This is a genomic window from Pseudomonas sp. NPDC096925 (assembly GCF_044762545.1).
GTDB lineage: Bacteria > Pseudomonadota > Gammaproteobacteria > Pseudomonadales > Pseudomonadaceae > Aquipseudomonas.
In genome coordinates, this window is record NZ_JBIWEM010000004.1 from 1 (window position 1) to 19,332 (window position 19,332).

Sequence of the window (19,332 nt, forward strand, 5' to 3'; positions counted from 1 at the left end):
AGGGGTTTTGTCTTTGTGGCGCAAAAACTCCCGGGCATACGCGCCCCCTGTGGGAGCGGGTTCACCCGCGAACACCGGCAAAGCCGGTGCCATCCACCGCGTCGCCTGTTTCGCGGGCTCGCCCGCTCCCACACTGATCGCGTCAGCCTGATGGCACTCGGCCCTTTCAGGCATCCGCGTGATATCGTTCCCCCTCAGCCACCAGCGCCTGCCAGAGACCTCCCGATGCCCAACACCACCCACCTCCACCCCGGCTTCATGATCGTCCACGGCAACCGCCTCGACGACCTGCGCAGCCTGGTGGTGAGCTGGATGCGTCGCTACCCCTTGGCGCCGCTGGAAAACGAAATCGCCCTGGTACAAAGCAATGGCATTGCCCAATGGCTCAAGCTGGCCCTGGCCGAAGACCCACAGGACGATGACCAGGGCGGCTGTGGCATCGCCGCCGCCATCGACGTGCAACTGCCGGGCAGCTTCATGTGGCAGCTTTACCGCAGCGTGCTGGGCCGTGACGAAATTCCCGAAGTGTCCCTGCTCGACAAGGCACCGCTGACCTGGCGCCTGATGCGCCTGCTCCCGGCCTTGATCGAACGCCCGCATTTCGAGCCGCTGCGGCGCTTCCTCACCGACGACAGCGACCTGCGCAAGCGCTACCAGCTCGCCGAGCGGCTGGCCGACCTGTTCGACCAGTATCAGGTCTACCGCGCCGACTGGCTCAAGGATTGGGCCGCTGGCGAGCACATCCTCAACACCGCTCGCGGCGAGCGCAAGGCGCTGCCCCCGGGCAACCGCTGGCAGGCCGAGCTATGGCGTGCATTGCTGGAGGATGTGGGCGAGCAGGGCATGGCGCAGAGCCGCGCCGGGGTCCATCAGCGCTTCATCGAACGGATCAACAGCCTGGAACAGGCACCTGCCGGTCTGCCGGCCCGGGTGATCGTATTCGGCATCTCCTCGCTGCCCGCCCAGGCCCTTGAGGCACTGGCCGGTCTGGCACGCTTCAGCCAGGTGCTGCTGTGCGTGCACAACCCCTGTCGCCACCACTGGGCCGATATCGTTGCCGACAAGGACCTGCTGCGTCACCAGTACAAGCGCCAGCAACGCAAGCAGGGCATGCCCCTGCAGCTGGACGACCAGTCGCTGCACCAGCATGCCCATCCCTTGCTGGCCGCCTGGGGCAAGCAAGGCCGCGACTACATCAACCTGCTCGACAGCTACGACGACCCTGGCAGTTACCAGGGCGTGTTCAGCGATGGCCGCATCGACCTGTTCAGTGACGGCTCGCCCACCACGCTGCTCAACCAGCTGCAGGACGATATCCTCGAACTGCGCCCGCTCGCCGAAACCCGCGAGCGGTGGCATCCAGTTGACCCGGCGAAGGACCGCTCGATCCGCTTCCACATCGCCCATAGCCCGCAACGCGAAGTGGAGATCCTCCACGATCAGCTGCTGGCCCGGTTCAGTGCCGACCCTACCCTGCGCCCACGTGACGTGATCGTCATGCTGCCGGCCATCGACACCTACGCGCCGCATATCCGCGCCGTATTCGGCCAGTTGCAGCGCAACGACCTGCGTTACATACCGTTTACCCTGACCGACCAGGGCCAGCGTGGCCGCGAACCCTTGCTGATTGCCCTCGAACACCTGCTCAAGCTGCCGGACAGCCGCTTCGCGGTCAGCGAAGTGCTCGACCTGCTGGACGTACCGGCAGTGCGGGCCCGTTTCGGCATTCGTGAAAACGACCTGCCCACGCTGCACCGCTGGATCGAGGGGGCCGGCATCCGCTGGGGCCTCAATGCCGAGCAGCGGGCCAGCCTGGGCTTGCCCGCAGGGCTTGAGCAGAACAGCTGGCGGTTCGGCCTGCGGCGCATGCTGCTGGGTTATGCCGTAGGCGTGGGCGAGGCCTGTGATGGCATCGAACCCTACGATGAAATCGGTGGCCTGGATGCGGCACTGATCGGCCCGCTGGTCGCCTTGCTCGACGCCCTCGACGTGGCCAGCCAGGCCTTGTCCGAGCCTGCCACTGTCAGCCAGTGGGGCGAGCGCCTGCATGCCTTGCTGCAGGTGTTTTTCCTGGCCGAGGGCGAGCGCGACGAGTTCCTGCTGATGCAGTTGCAGGATCTGCGCGATAGCTGGCTTGAAGTGTGCGAGGCCGTCGGCCTGCAAGACCCATTGCCGCTGACCGTAGTGCGTGAAGCCTGGCTGTCGGGCCTTGACCAGGGCAAGTTGTCCCAGCGCTTCCTCGCCGGCTCGGTGAACTTCTGCACCCTCATGCCGATGCGCGCCATCCCGTTCCGGGTGGTCTGCCTGCTGGGCATGAACGATGGCGATTACCCCCGCGCCCAACAGCCGCTGGACTTCGACCTGATGGCCAGCGACTACCGCCCCGGCGACCGCTCGCGCCGTGAGGATGACCGTTACCTGCTGCTCGAAGCGCTGCTGTCGGCACGCGACCAGCTGTATGTCAGCTGGGTCGGGCGCAGTATCCGCGACAACAGCGAACGCCCGGCCTCGGTGCTGATCGGCCAGTTGCGCGATCACCTGGCGGCCGGCTGGCAGCTGGCAGGCGCGGAGCAGGGGCAGCCAGCACAACCGGGTGAGCACCTGTTGCACGCACTGACCCAGGAGCACCCGCTGCAACCGTTCAGCCCACGCTACTTCCAGAAGGGCAGCCCGCTGTTCAGCTTTGCCCACGAATGGCAGGTGCTGCACCAGCAGGGCCAGGAAGACGAGCAGGGCGACCCAGGCCTGCCGCCTTACCATGACGATGAGGCCTTGAGCCTGACCCAGCTGAATGACTTCCTGCGCCACCCGGTGCGGCACTTCTTCAGCCAGCGTCTGAAGGTGTACTTCGAAGCGCTGGAAGCGCCGACCCCGGACGAGGAACCCTTCGTCCTCGACACCCTGCAACGCTACGGCGCCAGTGAAAGCCTGCTTGGTGCAGCGCTGGCCGAGCCGGACAATGCCGAACAGGCCCTGCAGGCCCAGGCTCGGCGCTTGCAGGCCTGCGGCATGCTGCCACTGGCCGGTTTCGGCGAACTGCTGCAGCGCGAGCTGATCGAGCCCCTGCCAGACCTGCTGCAACGCCACCGCCAGCTATTGCAACGCTGGCCACAGCTGGTCGAAGGCGCATTGCCGGTGCATTTCGAGCACGGCCCGCACCGTCTTGAAGGCTGGCTGGGCCGGGTATTCCAGGCGGATGACCAGAGCCTGCTCGGCATTACCACCGTACCCAACACCATCAGCGCCGGGCGTAACGCCCTCAAGTGGCACCGCCTGATCGCGCCCTGGGTCACGCACCTGGCGGCCTGCGCAGCGGGTTACCCCTATAACAGCGCGTTGGTGGCCAGCGACCTGACCCTGCTGCTTGCGCCGCTGCCGCAAGCGCAGGCGGCGCAACTGCTGGGCGACCTGCTGGTGGCCCGCCAGGCGGCGATGAATGCGCCGTTGCCGGTCGCGGCCAAGACCGCGTTCGCCTGGCTGGCCCAGGACGATAGCGACAAAGCCCTGGCTGCTGCAGCCCGCGCCTACGAAGGTGACGAGCGCACCAGCTTCGGCGAGCGCAGTGAAAGCATCGCCCTGGCCCGCCAGTTCCGCGACTTTGCCGCGCTCACCGCCGATGAAACCTTCGAAGGCTGGTGCGAAGCCTTGTACCGCCCATTGTTCAACGCCCCGTGGCAAACCCTGGGCAACCCGGAGAAAGGCGCATGACCCAGGACCGTCCCCTGGCACTGAGTTTCCCCCTGCATGGCAGCCAGCTGATCGAGGCCAGCGCCGGCACGGGCAAAACCTTCACCATTTCGGCGCTGTACCTGCGCCTGATCCTCGGTCACGGTGGCGAGCAGGGCTTCGACCGCGAGCTGCTACCACCGCAAATCCTCGTGGTGACCTTCACCGACGCCGCCACCAAGGAACTGCGTGAGCGTATCCGTGCGCGCCTGGCCGAAGCTGCGCGGTTCTTCCGTGGTGAGCTGGAGGCGGCCGACCCGCTGCTGCACCAACTGCGTGACGACTACCCGGAAGAAGCCTGGCCACGTTGTGCCGGCCGCCTGGAAATCGCCGTGCAGTGGATGGACGAGGCTGCGGTGTCGACCATTCACGGCTGGTGCCAGCGCATGCTGCGCGAGCATGCCTTCGACAGCGGCAGCCTGTTCACCCAGACCCTGGAAACCGACCACAGCGAGCTGCTGGGTCAGGTCATGCGCGACTACTGGCGGCGCTTCTGCTACGGCATGCAAGGCGATGCGCTGGCCTGGGTGCGTGGCCACTGGGGCAGCCCCGACGCCTTGCTGCCGCGGATCCGCCCGCTGTTCGGTCGCGTGCGCGCCCAGCAGGACGGGCCAGAGCCGGCGGCGCTGATCCAGGCATCGCTGCAGCAGCGTGGCGAGCAGTTGGCCCGGCTCAAGGCGCCCTGGGCGCAGTGGGCCGAGGAATTGCGGCAGATCTGCCGTGATGCGCTGGCCGCCAAGCAGGTCGACGGCCGCAAGATGCAGGCCCGTTACTTCGAACCTTGGTTCGACAAGCTCTGCGCCTGGGCCGCAGACGAACAACTGGTGGAGCTCGACCTGGGCACCGGCTTCACCCGCCTGACCCCGGCGGGCATGGCCGAAGCCTGGAAGGGCGAGCCACCCGAGCACCCGGCCCTCTATGCCATGCAGAGCTTGCAGCAGCAGTTGCAGGCGCTGGATAGCCCGGATGCCCCATTGCTCGAGCATGCCGCCAACTGGGTATCGGCGCGCTTCGAAGTGGAGAAACGCCGGCGTGCGGAAATGGGCTTCGACGACATGCTCCTGCGCCTGCAGCACGCCCTGGCCAGCGAGGCCGGCGAGCGCCTGGCCAGCCTGATTCGCGAACAGTTCCCGGTGGCGTTGATCGACGAGTTCCAGGACACCGACCCGGTGCAGTACGGCATCTTCGAGCGCATCTACCAGATCAGCGAAAACCGCGCCGAAACCGGCCTGTTCATGATTGGCGACCCCAAGCAGGCGATCTATGCCTTCCGTGGCGCCGACATCTACACCTACCTTGCCGCCCGCCGTGCCACTAGTGGTCGGCTGCACAGCCTGGACACCAACTACCGCTCCAGCAAGGCCATGGTCGCGGCGGTCAATCAGGTGTTCCTGCAGGCCGAAGCGCGTCAGGCAGGGCGCGGTGCATTCTTGTTCCGCGAGGCCGATGACAACCCGCTGCCGTTCATCGAGGTCCGCGCCAAAGGCCGTGGCGAGCAGCTGTTGATCGACGGTGAAACCTGCGCAGCGCTGCAATGCTGGCATCTGCAGAGCGAAGAACCGGTCTCCGGCAGCGTTTACCGCCAGCAACTGGCAGCCAGTTGCGCCAGCCATATCGTCGCCTTGCTCAATGGTGGCCAGCAGGGCACGGCTGGTTTCCAGAATGCCGATGGCGAACTGCGCCCGTGCCTGCCATCGGACATCGCCATCCTGGTGCGCGATGGCCATGAGGCGCAAATGGTCCGCGCCGAGCTGGCCGCGCGCGAGGTGCGTAGCGTGTACCTCTCCGACAAGGACTCGGTATTCGCCGCCCAGGAAGCCCACGACCTGCTGGCCTGGCTCAAGGCCTGCGCCGAGCCCGACTCGGAGCGCCTGCTCAAGGCCGCCCTGGCCAGCCTCACCCTCGATCTGTCGCTGGCTGCGCTGGACCGCCTGAACCAGGACGAGCGGGTCTGGGAAGACTGGGTCATGCGTTTTCGGCGTTACCGCGACACCTGGCAGCGCCAGGGCGTGCTGCCAATGCTGCGGCACCTGCTGCATGACTTCCAGCTGCCGCGCACGCTGATCCGCCGCAGCGACGGCGAGCGGGTGCTGACCAACCTGCTGCACCTGGCCGAGTTGCTGCAACAGGCCGCAGGCGAGCTGGACGGCGAACAGGCGCTGATCCGCCACCTGGCCGAGCACCTGGCCAGTTCCGGGCAGGCCGGTGAAGAGCAGATCCTGCGCCTGGAGAGTGACGAGCAGCTGGTGAAAGTGGTGACCATCCACAAGTCCAAGGGCCTGGAATACCCCTTGGTCTACCTGCCGTTCATCTGCACCAGCAAGCCGGTGGACGGCAGCCGCCTGCCGCTGGCCTGGCATGATAGCCAGGGCAACGCCCATCTCACCCTCACACCGGACCAGGAACAGATCGACCGTGCCGACGACGAGCGCCTGGCCGAAGACCTGCGCCTGCTCTACGTGGCCCTGACCCGTGCCCAGCATGCCTGCTGGCTGGGTGTCGCCGATCTCAAGCGTGGCAACCAGAAGAGCTCGCAACTGCACCGCTCGGCGCTCGGCTACCTGCTGGGTGGCGGCCTCGCCTTGCCGGGCTCGCAGCAACTGACGGACTGGTTGCAGGCCCTGGCCGCGACGTGTCCGCACATCAGCTGCCCGGGCTTGCCGCAGGCGGATGAACAGGTGTATCGCATGCCGCACGCCGAAAGCGAGTTGCTGCCTGCTCGCAAGCCGCGCCGTGCGGCGGGGGCCGAGCATTGGTGGATTGCCTCGTACAGTGCCCTGCGCGTCGGCGACCAGACCCTCGGTGCCGACAGCTCCCAGGCCCAGCAGTTACTGGATGATGAAGTGGTCGATACCCAGGTGCTGCGCGAGGTCCCGGCCGACAGTGGCGATATCCACCGCTTCCCGCGCGGGCCCAACCCCGGCACCTTCCTGCATGGCTTGCTGGAATGGGTTGGCCGCGAGGGCTTCAGCCAGGTCAGCGGCAATGCGCAACTGATCGAGCGAACCGTTGGCCAGCGCTGCAACCGTCGTGACTGGACCGGCTGGATTCCCACCCTGACCCACTGGCTGCAGCGCCTGCTGGGCGAAGCGCTGCCGCTGCCGGGCAACGACCTCAGCGTGACGCTCGGGCAGTTGCGCCACTACCAGATAGAAATGGAGTTCTGGTTCGCCAGCCACCAGGTCGATGCCGAACAACTCGATCGCCTGGTGGCACGCCACACTCACCCTGGCCTGGCACGCCCGGCGGCGCAGCCGACCGTGCTCAATGGCATGTTCAAAGGGTTCATCGACCTGGCCTTCGAGCTGGACGGGCGTTACTACGTGACCGACTACAAGTCCAACTGGCTGGGCCCTGACATCCAGGCCTACGATGCCCTGGCCATGGAAAAGGCCATCCTCGAACATCGCTACGACCTGCAGTACGTGCTGTACCTGCTGGCCCTGCACCGCCAGTTGCGCGCCCGCCTGCCGGACTACGACTACGACCGCCATGTCGGCGGCGCCCTGTTCATCTTCCTGCGAGGCGCCAGCAGCAGCGGCCACGGCGTTTACCACGCCAAGCCACCGCGTGAGCTGATCGAAAGCCTCGATGCGCTGTTCCGTGGCGAGCACCCGCCCGCACAGCAGGACCTGTTTGCCGGAGCCGTGATATGAGCCGAAGCCTTGTCGACCTGTTGCCCACCCCGCTGCACGCCGAGCACCTGCTCGCACTGGCGCCACAGCGTGACAGCGGCGACCTGCTGCAACTGCTCGACCGCTGGGTAGAGCGGGGCTGGCTGCGTGCCCTGGACCGTGCGTTCGTATCGTTCCTGGAAGAGCGAGTCCCTGGTGGCGACCCCCTGCTGTTGCTGGCCGCCGCCCTGGCCAGTCACCAGCTGGGCCACGGCCATGTCTGCCTCGACCTGCAGCAAACCCTGGCCGAGCCCGATTTCGCCCTGTCGTTGCCGCCCGAAGGCGACGCCTTGACCGGCCCCTTGCTGCTGCCCTCGCAATTGCTGGCCAACCTCGACCTGCACGCCTGGCGCCAGCGCATTGCCGCCAGCCCCCTGGTGGCCGCCGGCGATACCCCTGGCCAGCAGGCGCGGCCTCTGGTGCTTAGCGGCGAGCGCCTGTACCTGCGCCGTTACTGGAGTTACGAGCGGCGCATCGACCATACCCTGCGCCAGCGCCTGACCCTGGCCGAAGCGCCTCCAGCCGACCTGCCTGGCCGCCTCGCGCAGCTGTTCGACGGTGGTGCGCCGGCTGGCCAGGTGGACTGGCAGAAGCTCGCCTGTGCCCTGGCCACCCGCGCCGGCTTCAGCATCATCACCGGCGGCCCCGGCACGGGTAAGACCACTACCGTGGTGCGCCTTTTGGCCTTGCTGCAGGCGCCGGCGGTGGAGCAGGGCGGGCCGCTGCGCATTCGCCTGGCCGCGCCGACCGGCAAGGCAGCCGCGCGCCTGACCGAATCCATTGGCCAGCAGGTCGAGCGCCTGCAGGTCAGCGCCGAGGTGCGCGGGCAAATCCCGACCGAGGTCAGCACCGTGCACCGCTTGCTCGGCAGCCGCCCCGGTTCGCGGCACTTCCGCCACCATGCCGGCAACCCGCTGCCGTTGGACGTGCTGGTGGTCGATGAAGCGTCGATGATCGACCTGGAAATGATGGCCAACCTGCTCGATGCCCTGCCGCCACGGGCACGCCTGGTGCTGCTGGGCGACAAGGACCAGCTGGCCTCGGTCGAGGCCGGTGCGGTATTGGGTGACCTGTGTCGGGATGCCGAGGAGGGCTGTTACTCCCCGGCGACCGAGGCGTGGCTGGAACAGACCGGTGGTGAGTCGCTGGCGGGCAGTGGCCTCAAGGCCGGCGATGAGCAACGCAACCCGTTGGCCCAGCAGGTGGTGATGCTGCGCTTTTCGCGGCGTTTCGGCGAAGGTAGCGGCATTGGCCAACTGGCCCGGCTGGTCAATCGTCAGGACTCCCACGCGGCACGCAACCTGCTGGCCGCACCGCCGCCCGATGTGCACAGCCTGGCCCTGAAGCACGAACAGGACCGTGCCTTCGACCGCCTGCTGCTCGACGGCCTCAACCGCGGTAGCGACGGCCCGCAGGGTTACCGCAGCTACCTGCGCACCCTTGGCCGCTTCCGCCCGGCACTCGATACCGCCGTTGACGACCCCGCGTGGGAGCAATGGGCGGGCAAGGTGCTGCACAGCTTCGAGGACTTCCAGCTGCTGTGCGCGGTACGCCGGGGCGCCTGGGGTGTCGAAGGCCTCAACGAGCGGGTGGCGCGGGTGCTGCACAATGCGGGGCTGATCGACAGCCAGCAGCCCTGGTACGAAGGGCGCCCGGTGCTGGTGACCCGCAACGACTACGGCCTGGGCCTGATGAACGGTGACATCGGCATTGCCCTGCGCCTGCCGGATGAGCGCGGCGAGCCCCTGCTGCGCGTGGCCTTCCCGCGTAACGACGGCAGTGGCGGCGTGCGCTTCGTCCTGCCCAGCCGGCTGAATGAAGTGGAAACGGTATTCGCCATGACCGTGCACAAGTCCCAGGGCTCGGAGTTCAGCCACACCGCGCTGGTGCTACCGGATGCGCTCAACCCGGTGCTGACCAAGGAGCTGGTATACACCGGCATCACCCGCGCCAAGCACTGCTTTAGCCTGGTCGAGCCTCGCCAGGGTATTTTCGAAGAAGCGGTTGCGCGCAAGGTGCGGCGTATTTCCGGGTTGATGCTGGAGCAGGTTTAGCCCTGTAGTGAGCCAAAAGGAGATCCTCTGTGGGAGCGGGCGCGCCCGCGAACACGGGCGCAGCCCGTGCCAACCACCGTGGTGCCTGCTTCGCGGGCACGCCCGCTCCCACAGGGATCGCATTAGCTCCGCGCCTTTCATACAAGCATGCGGCCATGTGCTATCGTTGCGCCGATATTGGAAAGGGCCTTAAGAGATTTCCCACATGAACATGGCCGCCAGGCGAGTGATGAGCTGTGCGCTTTCGCTATTGCTGGCCGCCCTGTTCCTTTCCGCAGGCCCGGCCCAGGCAGACCCCGCCATGACTGCCGCCCAGGCGCAGCAACGGGCCAAGGCCGTCACCCAGGTGGTGCTGGGCATCTTCAGCTATGCCCGCTGGCCCGTCGAACCCTCGCCTTTGCGCCTGTGCCTGGTCGGCCCGACCGAATACGCCGATGACCTGATCAAAGGCCATGTGCAGGAGTCCGGCCGACCGCTGCAGGTGCGGCGTCTGCTGGCAGACGATAGCCAGGTCGCCCAGGCCTGCGACGCCATCTACATCGGCAAGCTCGACCAAGGCCAGCGCGACCGGCTGTTCGAGCGTGTCAGTGGCCACCCGGTGCTGAGCATCAGCGAGGCAGACGACCCGTGCACGGTCGGCAGCCTGTTCTGCTTGCGGGTCAGCGACCAGCAGGTAGCCTTCGAAGTCAACCTCGACTCGGTGGCACGTTCCGGCGTGCGCATCCACCCCAGCGTGCTGCAATTGTCGCGGCGCCGGGCAGGTCAGCCATGAAGCCGACCCGTAAGCGCGGCGTGCGCCCGACCCTGCGTTCGGTGCTGGGCCGTGGCCACCTCAGCGTCGCCTTGCTCGCCGTGGGCCTGGCCGGTATTTCCCTGACCCTGCTGGGCGTGCTCGCCCTGCGTGTTTACGCCAACGACAACCTGCAGCTGATCGCCCGCTCGATCAGCTACACCGTGGAAGCGGCGGTGGTGTTTGACGACAGCGCTGCGGCCAATGAATCGCTGGCGCTGATCGCCAGTGCCGAGGAAGTGGCCGAAGCCAGGGTCTTCAATAACGAAGGCGAGCAACTGGCGCATTGGCAGCGCAGCGATACCGGCGTGCTCGCGCGGCTGGAGGCGCAGGTTGCCACCGCCTTGCTGGATGAACCGGTCAATCTGCCGATTACGCACCAGCAACAGCAGGTCGGGCGCATCGAACTGGTCGGCCAGGGGCGAAGCCTGTTGCTGTTCCTGCTCAGTGGACTGGCCGGCATCCTGTTCTGCACGGTGCTCAGCGCCTTGGCTGCCCAATACCTGTCGCGGCGTCTGCTCAGTGATATCGTCCGCCCGCTGCGCGGCCTGGCCAGTGTTGCTCACGCCGCCCGCCGCGAGCGCAGTTTCGACCGGCGCGTGCCGGAAGCGCCGATTGCCGAGCTCAACGAACTGGGCAATGACTTCAATGCCCTGCTGGACGAGCTGGAGGTTTGGCACAGCCACCTGCAAAACGAAAACCAGACCCTGGCCCACCAGGCCAGCCATGACAGCCTGACCGGCCTGCCCAACCGCGCCTTCTTCGAGGGGCGCCTGAGCCGCAGCGTGCGCAATGCAGAACGGAAGCAGGACCACCTGGCGCTGCTGTTTCTCGACAGCGACCATTTCAAGCAGATCAACGACACCCTCGGCCATGCGGTGGGCGACGAAGTGCTGATCAGCGTGGCCGACCGCGTGCGCGCCCAGTTGCGCGAGCACGACCTGGTGGCGCGCCTGGGTGGCGACGAGTTCGCCGTGCTGCTGACGCCTTTGCAGTCGCGCCAGGACGCCGAGGACATTGCCGAGAAGATCGTTGCCAGCATGAAGTTGCCGGTGCAGCTGGACAGTGGCCGCAGTATCGCCACCTCGTTGAGTGTCGGTATTGCCTATTACCCGGATGACGGCGCTGACCCCGCCAGTCTTCTGAATGCTGCCGATGCAGCGATGTACCAGGCCAAGCGCAAACGCCGTGGCCATTGGCAAGTGGCGCAGACGGAACAGTCCGCCGGTGAAAACAACAACAGGAGTTGAACCCGTGATACAGGCTTTGCGTTTCCCCCTTTGGGCATTGCTGCTCGCCGTGCTGGCACTGACCGGTTGCCAGAGCACGCCACCCAAAGGCCTGACGGCCGAACAGATTGCCGTGCTCAAGCGTGAAGGTTTTACCCCGACCGACGAAGGATGGGCCTACGACTTGTCCGGCAAGGTGCTGTTCGGCAGCGATCTGGACAGCCTCAACAGCCAGAGCCAGGCGATCGTCGAGCGCATTGGCAAGGCGCTGCTCGGCGTTGGCATCCAGGGCGTGCGGGTGGACGGGCATGCTGATTCGTCGGGCAAGGCGGCGTATAACCAGCAACTCTCAGAGCGCCGCGCGCAGAGCGTGGCCAAGGCGCTGGTCGAGGTAGGCATGCAGGCGCAGAACATCCAGTCCCGTGGCCTTGGCAGTAGCCAGCCGGTGGCGGACAACCGCACCAGCGCCGGGCGTACCGAGAACCGGCGCGTGTCCATTGTGGTGGCTTCCTACTGACCGCAGCCTCACAGGCCAGCACATCCGCGTGGAACGGGCTTGCCCGCGAAGCAGGCGACTCGGTGCCTGGCACCGGCTGCGCCGGTGTTCGCGGGCACGCCCGCTCCTACAGGTCCTGCGCATGCCTTGAATCCGGCGCAGACCTTGTGGGGAGCTGGCTTGCCGACGATGGCTACGCAGCAGCCCCCTCATTCCTGAGCAAAGCGCATCTCTCGGGTCTCGCCCATCAACAACGGCGCATTCGCCTCCGTCACCCCTCGGATGTAATCCCAAAGCAGGGTAATCCGCTTCAACTTCCTCAAATCCTCCCGGCAATACATCCAGAACTGCCGCGTCACCTCGATCTCTTCCGGCAACACCGTCACCAGCCGCGGGTCCTGCGCGGCCAGGAAGCACGGCAAGATCGCCAGCCCACGCCCCTGCAACGCTGCCGTGTACTGCGCAATCACGCTGGTACTGCGCAAATGCGCGCTGGCGCTGGGGATCAGGTTGGCCAGGTACAGCAGCTCCGAACTGAACGCCAGGTCGTCCACGTAACTGATGAACGGGTGCCTGGCCAGGTCCGCGATCTGGTTGATCGGTGCGTGGTTGTCCAGGTAGTCCTGGGTCGCGTACAGCCGCAAGCGGTAGTCGCACAGCTTGCAACATACATAAGGGCCGTGTTCCGGCCGCTCCAGGGCGATGACGATGTCCGCCTCGCGTTTGGACAGGCTGATGAAGTGCGGCAGCGGCAGGATATCCACCGAAATCGCCGGGTAGGCATCGACAAAGTGGCTTAGCTGCGGGGTGACGAAGAAGCTGCCGAAGCCTTCGGTGCAGCCCATGCGCACGTGCCCCGACAACGCCACGCCTGACCCCGACACCTGCTCGCAAGCCATGTGCAGCGTGCTCTCGATCGACTCGGCATAACTCAGCAGGCGTTGGCCCTCGGCGGTGAGGACAAAGCCGTTGGTCCGGGATTTCTCGAACAGCAAGGTGCCCAGTGCCCCCTCCAGCGAGCTGATGCGCCTCGACACCGTGGTGTAGTCCACGTTCAGGCGCTTGGCGGCGCTGCTGGCCTTGCGGGTACGCGCCACTTCAAGGAAGAACTTCAGGTCGTCCCAGTTGAGTGCACTCAGGGATGTGAGGTCTTTTTGCATGATGATCCGGTTTTTTTGTGCGTTCTTGTTGGATGTTTGCACATCTATACTCGAAACAAGCCTCAGGACGCCACCTCGCGTTTGCCCGGCAATGGCGATCTCGTCCCGACAATAATTCCAAGGAGAACGCAGATGAACGCACCGCAATCCCCTAACCAGACCAAAATCGAGCAGGTCAAGCTGCTGATCGACGGCCAATGGGTCGAGTCCAAGACCACCGAATGGCGCGACATCGTCAACCCGGCTACCCAAGAAGTGCTGGCGCGCGTACCGTTCGCCACCGTCGAAGAAGTCGACGCAGCCGTCGCCGCTGCCCACCGCGCCTTCCAGACCTGGCGTAACACGCCGATCGGCGCGCGCATGCGCATCATGCTCAAGCTGCAGGCGCTGATCCGCGAACACACCAAACGCATCGCCCAGGTCCTCAGTGCCGAGCAGGGCAAGACCCTGGCTGACGCCGAAGGCGATATCTTCCGCGGCCTGGAAGTGGTCGAGCACGCCGCCTCCATCGGCACCCTGCAGATGGGCGAATTCGCCGAGAACGTTGCCGGCGGCGTCGATACCTACACCCTGCGCCAGCCGATCGGCGTGTGCGCCGGCATCACCCCGTTCAACTTCCCGGCGATGATCCCGCTGTGGATGTTCCCCATGGCCATCGTCTGCGGCAATACCTTCGTGCTCAAGCCGTCCGAGCAGGACCCGCTGTCGACCATGCTGCTGGTCGAGCTGGCGCTGGAAGCCGGCATACCGGCCGGGGTGCTCAACGTGGTGCACGGTGGCAAGCAGGTGGTGGATGCCATTTGCACCCACCAGGACATCAAGGCGATTTCCTTCGTCGGCTCCACCGAAGTGGGCACCCACGTGTACAACCTGGGCAGCCAGCACGGCAAGCGCGTGCAGTCGATGATGGGCGCCAAGAACCACGCGGTGGTGCTGCCCGATGCCAACCGCACGCAAACCGTCAACGCCCTGGTCGGTGCCGCCTTCGGCGCGGCGGGCCAGCGCTGCATGGCCACTTCGGTGGCGGTGCTGGTGGGCAAGGCCCGCGAATGGCTGCCGGATATCAAGGAAGCGGCCAGCAAGCTCAAGGTCAGTGCCGGCTGCGAGCCAGGCACCGATGTCGGCCCGGTGGTTTCCAAGCGCGCCAAGGAGCGTGTGCTGGGCCTGATCGAAAGCGGTATCAAGGAAGGCGCCAAGCTGGAGCTCGACGGCCGTGACGTCAAGGTGCCAGGTTACGAGCAAGGCAATTTCGTCGGCCCGACCCTGTTCTCGGGCGTGAAGACCGACATGCAGGTTTACACCCAGGAAATCTTCGGCCCGGTGCTGGTGACCGTGGAGGTCGATACCCTCGATGAGGCCATCGCCCTGGTCAACGCCAACCCGTTCGGCAATGGCACCGGCCTGTTCACCCAGAGCGGCGCGGCAGCACGCAAGTTCCAGAGCGAAATCGACATTGGCCAGGTCGGTATCAACATCCCGATCCCGGTACCGGTACCGTTCTTCAGCTTCACCGGCTCGCGTGGCTCCAAGCTCGGCGACCTCGGCCCGTACGGCAAGCAAGTGGTGCAGTTCTACACTCAGACCAAGACCGTCACCGCCCGCTGGTTCGATGACGACAGTGTCAATGACGGTGTGAACACCACCATCAGCCTGCGTTAAGGAGACAGTCATGCGTATCGCATTCATCGGCCTCGGCAACATGGGCGCACCCATGGCCCGCAACCTGATCAAGGCCGGGCACCAACTGAACCTGTTCGACCTGAACAAGGTCGTGCTGGCCGAGCTGGCAGAACTGGGCGGGCAGGTCAGCCCCTCGCCCAAGGACGCGGCGGCCAACAGCGAGCTGGTGATCACCATGCTGCCGGCTGCTGCGCATGTGCGCAGCGTGTACCTGAACGAAGACGGTGTGCTGGCAGGCATTCGCCCGGGCACGCCGACCGTGGATTGCAGCACCATCGACCCGCAGACTGCGCGTAATGTGTCCAAGGCCGCAGCGGCCAAGGGCGTGGACATGGGTGATGCGCCGGTGTCCGGTGGCACTGGCGGCGCGGCGGCAGGCACCCTGACCTTCATGGTGGGTGCCAGCGCCGAGTTGTTCGCCACCCTCAAGCCGGTACTGGAGCAGATGGGCCGCAACATCGTGCACTGCGGTGAAGTCGGCACCGGGCAGATCGCCAAGATCTGCAACAACCTGCTGCTGGGCATCTCGATGATCGGCGTGTCCGAGGCCATGGCCCTGGGCAACGCGCTGGGCATCGACACCAAGGTGCTGGCCGGCATCATCAACAGTTCGACCGGGCGTTGCTGGAGCTCGGACACCTACAACCCGTGGCCGGGCATCATCGAAACCGCGCCGGCCTCGCGTGGCTATACCGGTGGCTTTGGCGCCGAGCTGATGCTCAAGGACCTGGGGCTGGCCACCGAGGCAGCACGCCAGGCACATCAACCGGTGATCCTGGGGGCCGTGGCCCAGCAGCTGTACCAGGCCATGAGCCTGCGCGGCGAGGGTGGCAAGGACTTCTCGGCGATCGTCGAGGGTTACCGCAAGAAGGATTGACGAGCGAGGACTTTATCGCGGGCCGGGCGGCCTTCCCTCTGTAACTGCGCACCAGAGGGGAGGGGGCCCGTACTGCGATGTTTTTTGAGCATTATTTAGGCAAGGGGGGTAAGTAATACATGAAAACTCCCAAACCAAAAAATGCGATAGTCAATATCAAAAGCGAGGAGCCCATGAAGATTAGGAGGGTCTTGATTTTTGAAGGTAGATTATTTATTTCCTTGATGTCAATGAGGTTTTTTCGTGCATAGATTTTAGGAATGAGCAGTATGAATGATATATTCGTTAGTCGAAAGAATTTTCCCATCAAGCCAGCATGTAGCCAGAGTTTCTTTTCGCCGGTTATTGCATTGCAATTTAATAAAAATCCTTCAATGTAATCAATTTTGCGGTGAGCGATATATATTGTTAATGCCAGGTTCAAGAAAAGTAAAGTTGTGACTGTCATGCTGTAGACTAAAAAAATCCAGTGCATGATTGTCATGTTGCTACTGCCTCGTATAGAAGTTCCCCAGCCCAGGCGCCTGCTTCATTCCCAAATTTTCCGCCTGCCATTCCCCCCACTGTACCGCCGAATATCCCACAAGCGAGTGCTCCGGTTCCACCTGTCGCTACGCCAAACACCACGCTGCAAGCAGCACCAAGAAGAAGCTTGCCACTGGCTGCCCCAGCAGTAGTACCCAACAAGCCCAAGGTTAATGAACTAACCTCGACATAATGCGCCTTTTTGCATTCCTCCTCGCGTCCGAGCGTACAGGCTTTATGTATCTCCAGTCCCGTGGCAGCGACGTCTAATGCAATCCCTACATACGTTCCTTTCTTGATCAAATTAGCAGCCGTCGCCACGCCTGAGACTTTGTTGGCATATCCTGCAATCTCGCCGGTATGCAAATAACTCTTTGTGGATATCCCCAGCGTCCTTTTGATCGAGCCTTTGTTCCTTATCCCGGAACCGTAAGCAGCCAGCTTGTTCAGCTGCTCATCCAACTTCATGAACAAGACGGCACGCTTTGCATAGAACTGATCGCGAGCCGCCATGGCCCCTGACCCGAGATGCTGTTGATGCAGCTTCTCGATATCCATCAAGGTGGCCTCGATGGCTTTCAGGTGCTTGCTCCACCCTTCACTGACTACACCAGCGCCCACAGATGCATGCGCGATGAGGCTCTTCAAGGTCTCGAAATTGTCCAGGAAAAAGTTATCCACACCTTGGCCGTTGCGCATCAGCCCCCATGCGCAATCGTCGCCTGTCTCATCATCCAGGCTTCTTGGCTGGTGCAGGAAGCCGTGGTGGGATCGCCGATGATGATAAGTTCACCGCTACGGACCACAGTATTGGCGATGTGCGAATTCAGCACGTCAAACTTTTCCAGGGAATGACCGGTCAGCGCCAGGTCGGATTTCAGCCTATGATAGTTTTGCAGCTTGAGATTGAGAAACGCCCGGGCTTCAGACATAGCCTTGTCCTCACGCGTATTTCTTGTTGCCGATCCGGTCCCAGCCGCCGGCGATATTGCCGCCACCGGCGCCATCAATGCGGCGTTGCTGGGTATAGGTGGTCTTGATCCGGCCGTAGTTGAGCTGCACCACTTCCAGCGGTACGCCGGTGTCCACGCTTTGCGAATACTCGGCGATGATCACTTCCTCAAGGATGATTTCGTAGTACTTGAGTTTGTCACCACCCGCGCGGCAGAGTGCCAGTTTCACTTCCTTGAGATGTTGCCCGGTGCAACTGGCTTCCATCAGTTTGCAACTGGCACTGTCGAGGTATTTGGTGAAAGTGAAGTTGGTGACAGAGGTCCGTCCGGAAGTAGCGCCGCCAGCGGAGCTTGCAGTGGCGGATGTGCTTTGGCTGACCCCGAAGTCGTAGCCAAGCACTTCGATCCATTTACTGTATTGCGCGTCCAGTGCTTCACCTGGAATGTTGTCGATTTGAATGTAGGCGTCGAAAGCCATGTTTTCTTCTCCCTGACAATTGAATCAATTGGGTATTGCTGCCCGGCGACCCGGCTGATTTTCAGAGCCTAGGCCTGCGATGAATCGGGGGCAATGCTTCAGGGGATGAAGAGGTGCAGTTCAGAAATGGACTACAAATGAAGGGGGAAAGCTGAATTCATATGTCAAAAAATGTAACTGTTATCCTTGCAATAGGATGGTTGTTATTCAGCTCTTGGTTCCTTTGGTCATCATGTTTAATTGCGAGCAGAGTCATGTGGGAATTTTCGCTCATCCCACATGACCCAAACCAAGGTCCGCTTATGAATCAGGCAAAGACGAAGTACTTGCGCACGGTCTCGACCACTTCCCAGGTGCCTTTCATCCCCGGTTCGATCACGAACACATCACCCGCTTTCAGGTGCTTCGGCTCTTCGCCTTCCGGGGTGATGATGCAGTAGCCATCGAGGAAGTGGCAGAACTCCCACTTCTCGTAGTTGACCTCGAACTTGCCCGGGGTGCAGATCCAGGTGCCCATGATCTTGCTGCCGTCGGCCGACAGGTAGGCGTTGAGGTTGACGGTGTGCGGATCGCCGCCGATGCGCTTCCACTTGGTGGCGTCCACGACCGGTGTCGGGCAGGTTTCGCGCAGGACGGTGATGAAATCGGACATGGCACAACTCCTGGTGACTGGCTGAATGACTCGTCACCATAGGGCCATCGGCCGAGCCGCAGTTGCCTGGGCTCGACGTCCAGCTGTCTGGTCGCGCTATGCCAGGCGGTTGACCTCGACGGTGATGTGCGCCAGTTCTTCGTGTACGCCCAGGGCCATGCGCACGCTGTCGGCGCTGAGCTCGGCCCGGGCGGCCAGGCCGAGAATGCAGGCGTACTGGTCCTTGCCCACCCGCCACACATGCAGGTCGGTGATACTGGCCGGCACTGGCAGCTGCGCCACCACTTCACGGATTTCTTCCACCACCGGCGCATCCATCTCCGCATCCAGCAGCACCCGCCCGGTATCGCGCAGCAGGCCACGGGCCCATAGCGCCACCAGCAGCGCACCGACCAGGCCCATGACCGGGTCGAGCCAGCCGGCGCCCCAGAACTTGCCGGCCAGCAGGGCGATGATCGCCAGCACCGAGGTAGCGGCGTCGGCCATCACATGCAGGTAGGCCGAGCGCAGGTTCAGGTCGTGGTGATGGTGGCCGTGGTCGTGGTGATGATCATGGCCATGGTGGTGATGATCGTGATGGTGATGGTCGTCACGCAGCAGCCAGGCACAGATCAGGTTGACGGCCAGGCCCACGGCGGCGATGAAGATCGCCTCGTCATAGTGGATCGGCCCCGGTGTCAGCAGGCGCTCCACCGACTGGAACGCCATCAGCCCGGCCACGCCCAGTAACAGCAGGGCGCTGGAGTAGCCGCCGAGAATCTCGATCTTCCAGGTGCCGAAGGCAAAGCGCCGGTCGCCGGCATAGCGCCGAGCGGCGGCGTAGGCCAGCAGCGACAGGCCCAAGGCCAGGGCATGGGAACTCATGTGCCAGCCGTCGGCCAGCAACGCCATGGAATTGAAGAACCAGCCCCCGGTAATTTCCGCCACCATCATCACCGTGGTCAGCCACACCGCCAGGCGCGTCTTGCGCTCGGCGCCCAGGTTGCTGGTATGGAACTGGTGGCTGTGCTGCCAGCGGTCTGAGGTTTGTGTCGCCAT

12 protein-coding genes and 1 pseudogene are annotated in these 19,332 nt (G+C 64.1%); 8 read left to right on the plus strand and 5 right to left on the minus strand.

The window, feature by feature from the left end:
- Positions 1-225: 225 nt before the first annotated feature.
- From recC to ACIQYU_RS13805, 6 genes are all read left to right on the plus strand, one after another.
- Positions 226-3,708 (plus strand): exodeoxyribonuclease V subunit gamma, encoded by a 3,483-nt coding sequence (gene recC, locus ACIQYU_RS13780; protein ID WP_207837894.1) that lies wholly within the window; start codon positions 226-228, stop codon positions 3,706-3,708.
- Positions 3,705-7,382 carry an exodeoxyribonuclease V subunit beta gene (recB, locus tag ACIQYU_RS13785; protein WP_207837892.1) on the plus strand — a complete coding sequence of 1,226 codons (3,678 nt, stop codon included), beginning with the start codon at positions 3,705-3,707 and terminating at the stop codon, positions 7,380-7,382. Before recC ends, recB begins: the two co-directional genes overlap by 4 nt.
- Positions 7,379-9,454: an exodeoxyribonuclease V subunit alpha gene (gene recD / locus ACIQYU_RS13790; protein ID WP_402800400.1), complete on the plus strand. Its 2,076-nt coding sequence runs from the start codon at positions 7,379-7,381 to the stop codon at positions 9,452-9,454. The genes recB and recD overlap by 4 nt, the downstream gene beginning before the upstream one ends.
- 205 nt (positions 9,455-9,659) lie before the next feature.
- Positions 9,660-10,226 carry a YfiR family protein gene (locus tag ACIQYU_RS13795; protein ID WP_207837888.1) on the plus strand — a complete coding sequence of 189 codons (567 nt, stop codon included), beginning with the start codon at positions 9,660-9,662 and terminating at the stop codon, positions 10,224-10,226.
- Positions 10,223-11,494 (plus strand): diguanylate cyclase domain-containing protein, encoded by a 1,272-nt coding sequence (locus tag ACIQYU_RS13800; protein ID WP_233687094.1) that lies wholly within the window; start codon positions 10,223-10,225, stop codon positions 11,492-11,494. The genes ACIQYU_RS13795 and ACIQYU_RS13800 overlap by 4 nt, the downstream gene beginning before the upstream one ends.
- Before the next feature lie 4 nt (positions 11,495-11,498).
- Positions 11,499-11,990: an OmpA family protein gene (locus ACIQYU_RS13805; protein ID WP_233687093.1), complete on the plus strand. Its 492-nt coding sequence runs from the start codon at positions 11,499-11,501 to the stop codon at positions 11,988-11,990.
- 188 nt (positions 11,991-12,178) lie between these two features.
- On the opposite strand, the gene ACIQYU_RS13810 is transcribed toward ACIQYU_RS13805, so the two are convergent.
- Entirely contained in the window at positions 12,179-13,129 is a 951-nt protein-coding gene (locus tag ACIQYU_RS13810) for a LysR family transcriptional regulator (RefSeq protein WP_207837876.1), read from the minus strand.
- A 132-nt stretch (positions 13,130-13,261) separates the two neighbouring features.
- Here ACIQYU_RS13810 and ACIQYU_RS13815 point away from each other — a divergent pair, with 132 nt between their 5' ends.
- On the plus strand, positions 13,262-14,788 hold the full coding sequence (locus ACIQYU_RS13815) for a CoA-acylating methylmalonate-semialdehyde dehydrogenase (RefSeq protein ID WP_402800407.1): 1,527 nt from the start codon (positions 13,262-13,264) through the stop codon (positions 14,786-14,788).
- Positions 14,789-14,798: 10 nt separating this feature from the next.
- Entirely contained in the window at positions 14,799-15,686 is an 888-nt protein-coding gene (mmsB, locus tag ACIQYU_RS13820) for a 3-hydroxyisobutyrate dehydrogenase (RefSeq protein WP_402800410.1), read from the plus strand.
- Positions 15,687-16,166: 480 nt separating this feature from the next.
- On the opposite strand, the pseudogene ACIQYU_RS13825 reads toward mmsB, so the two are convergent.
- The 4 genes and pseudogenes from ACIQYU_RS13825 to dmeF form a co-directional block, all read right to left on the minus strand.
- Positions 16,167-17,143, minus strand: a pseudogene (locus tag ACIQYU_RS13825) (hypothetical protein).
- Positions 17,144-17,153: 10 nt separating this feature from the next.
- Positions 17,154-17,642, minus strand: coding sequence for a type VI secretion system tube protein Hcp (locus ACIQYU_RS13830; RefSeq protein ID WP_207837871.1), 489 nt, complete (start codon positions 17,640-17,642; stop codon positions 17,154-17,156).
- 307 nt (positions 17,643-17,949) lie between these two features.
- A complete protein-coding gene (locus tag ACIQYU_RS13835) occupies positions 17,950-18,294 on the minus strand; it encodes a cupin domain-containing protein (protein ID WP_003258412.1) in 345 nt (114 codons plus the stop codon).
- Positions 18,295-18,390: 96 nt separating this feature from the next.
- Positions 18,391-19,332: a CDF family Co(II)/Ni(II) efflux transporter DmeF gene (gene dmeF, locus ACIQYU_RS13840; RefSeq protein ID WP_402800414.1), complete on the minus strand. Its 942-nt coding sequence runs from the start codon at positions 19,330-19,332 to the stop codon at positions 18,391-18,393.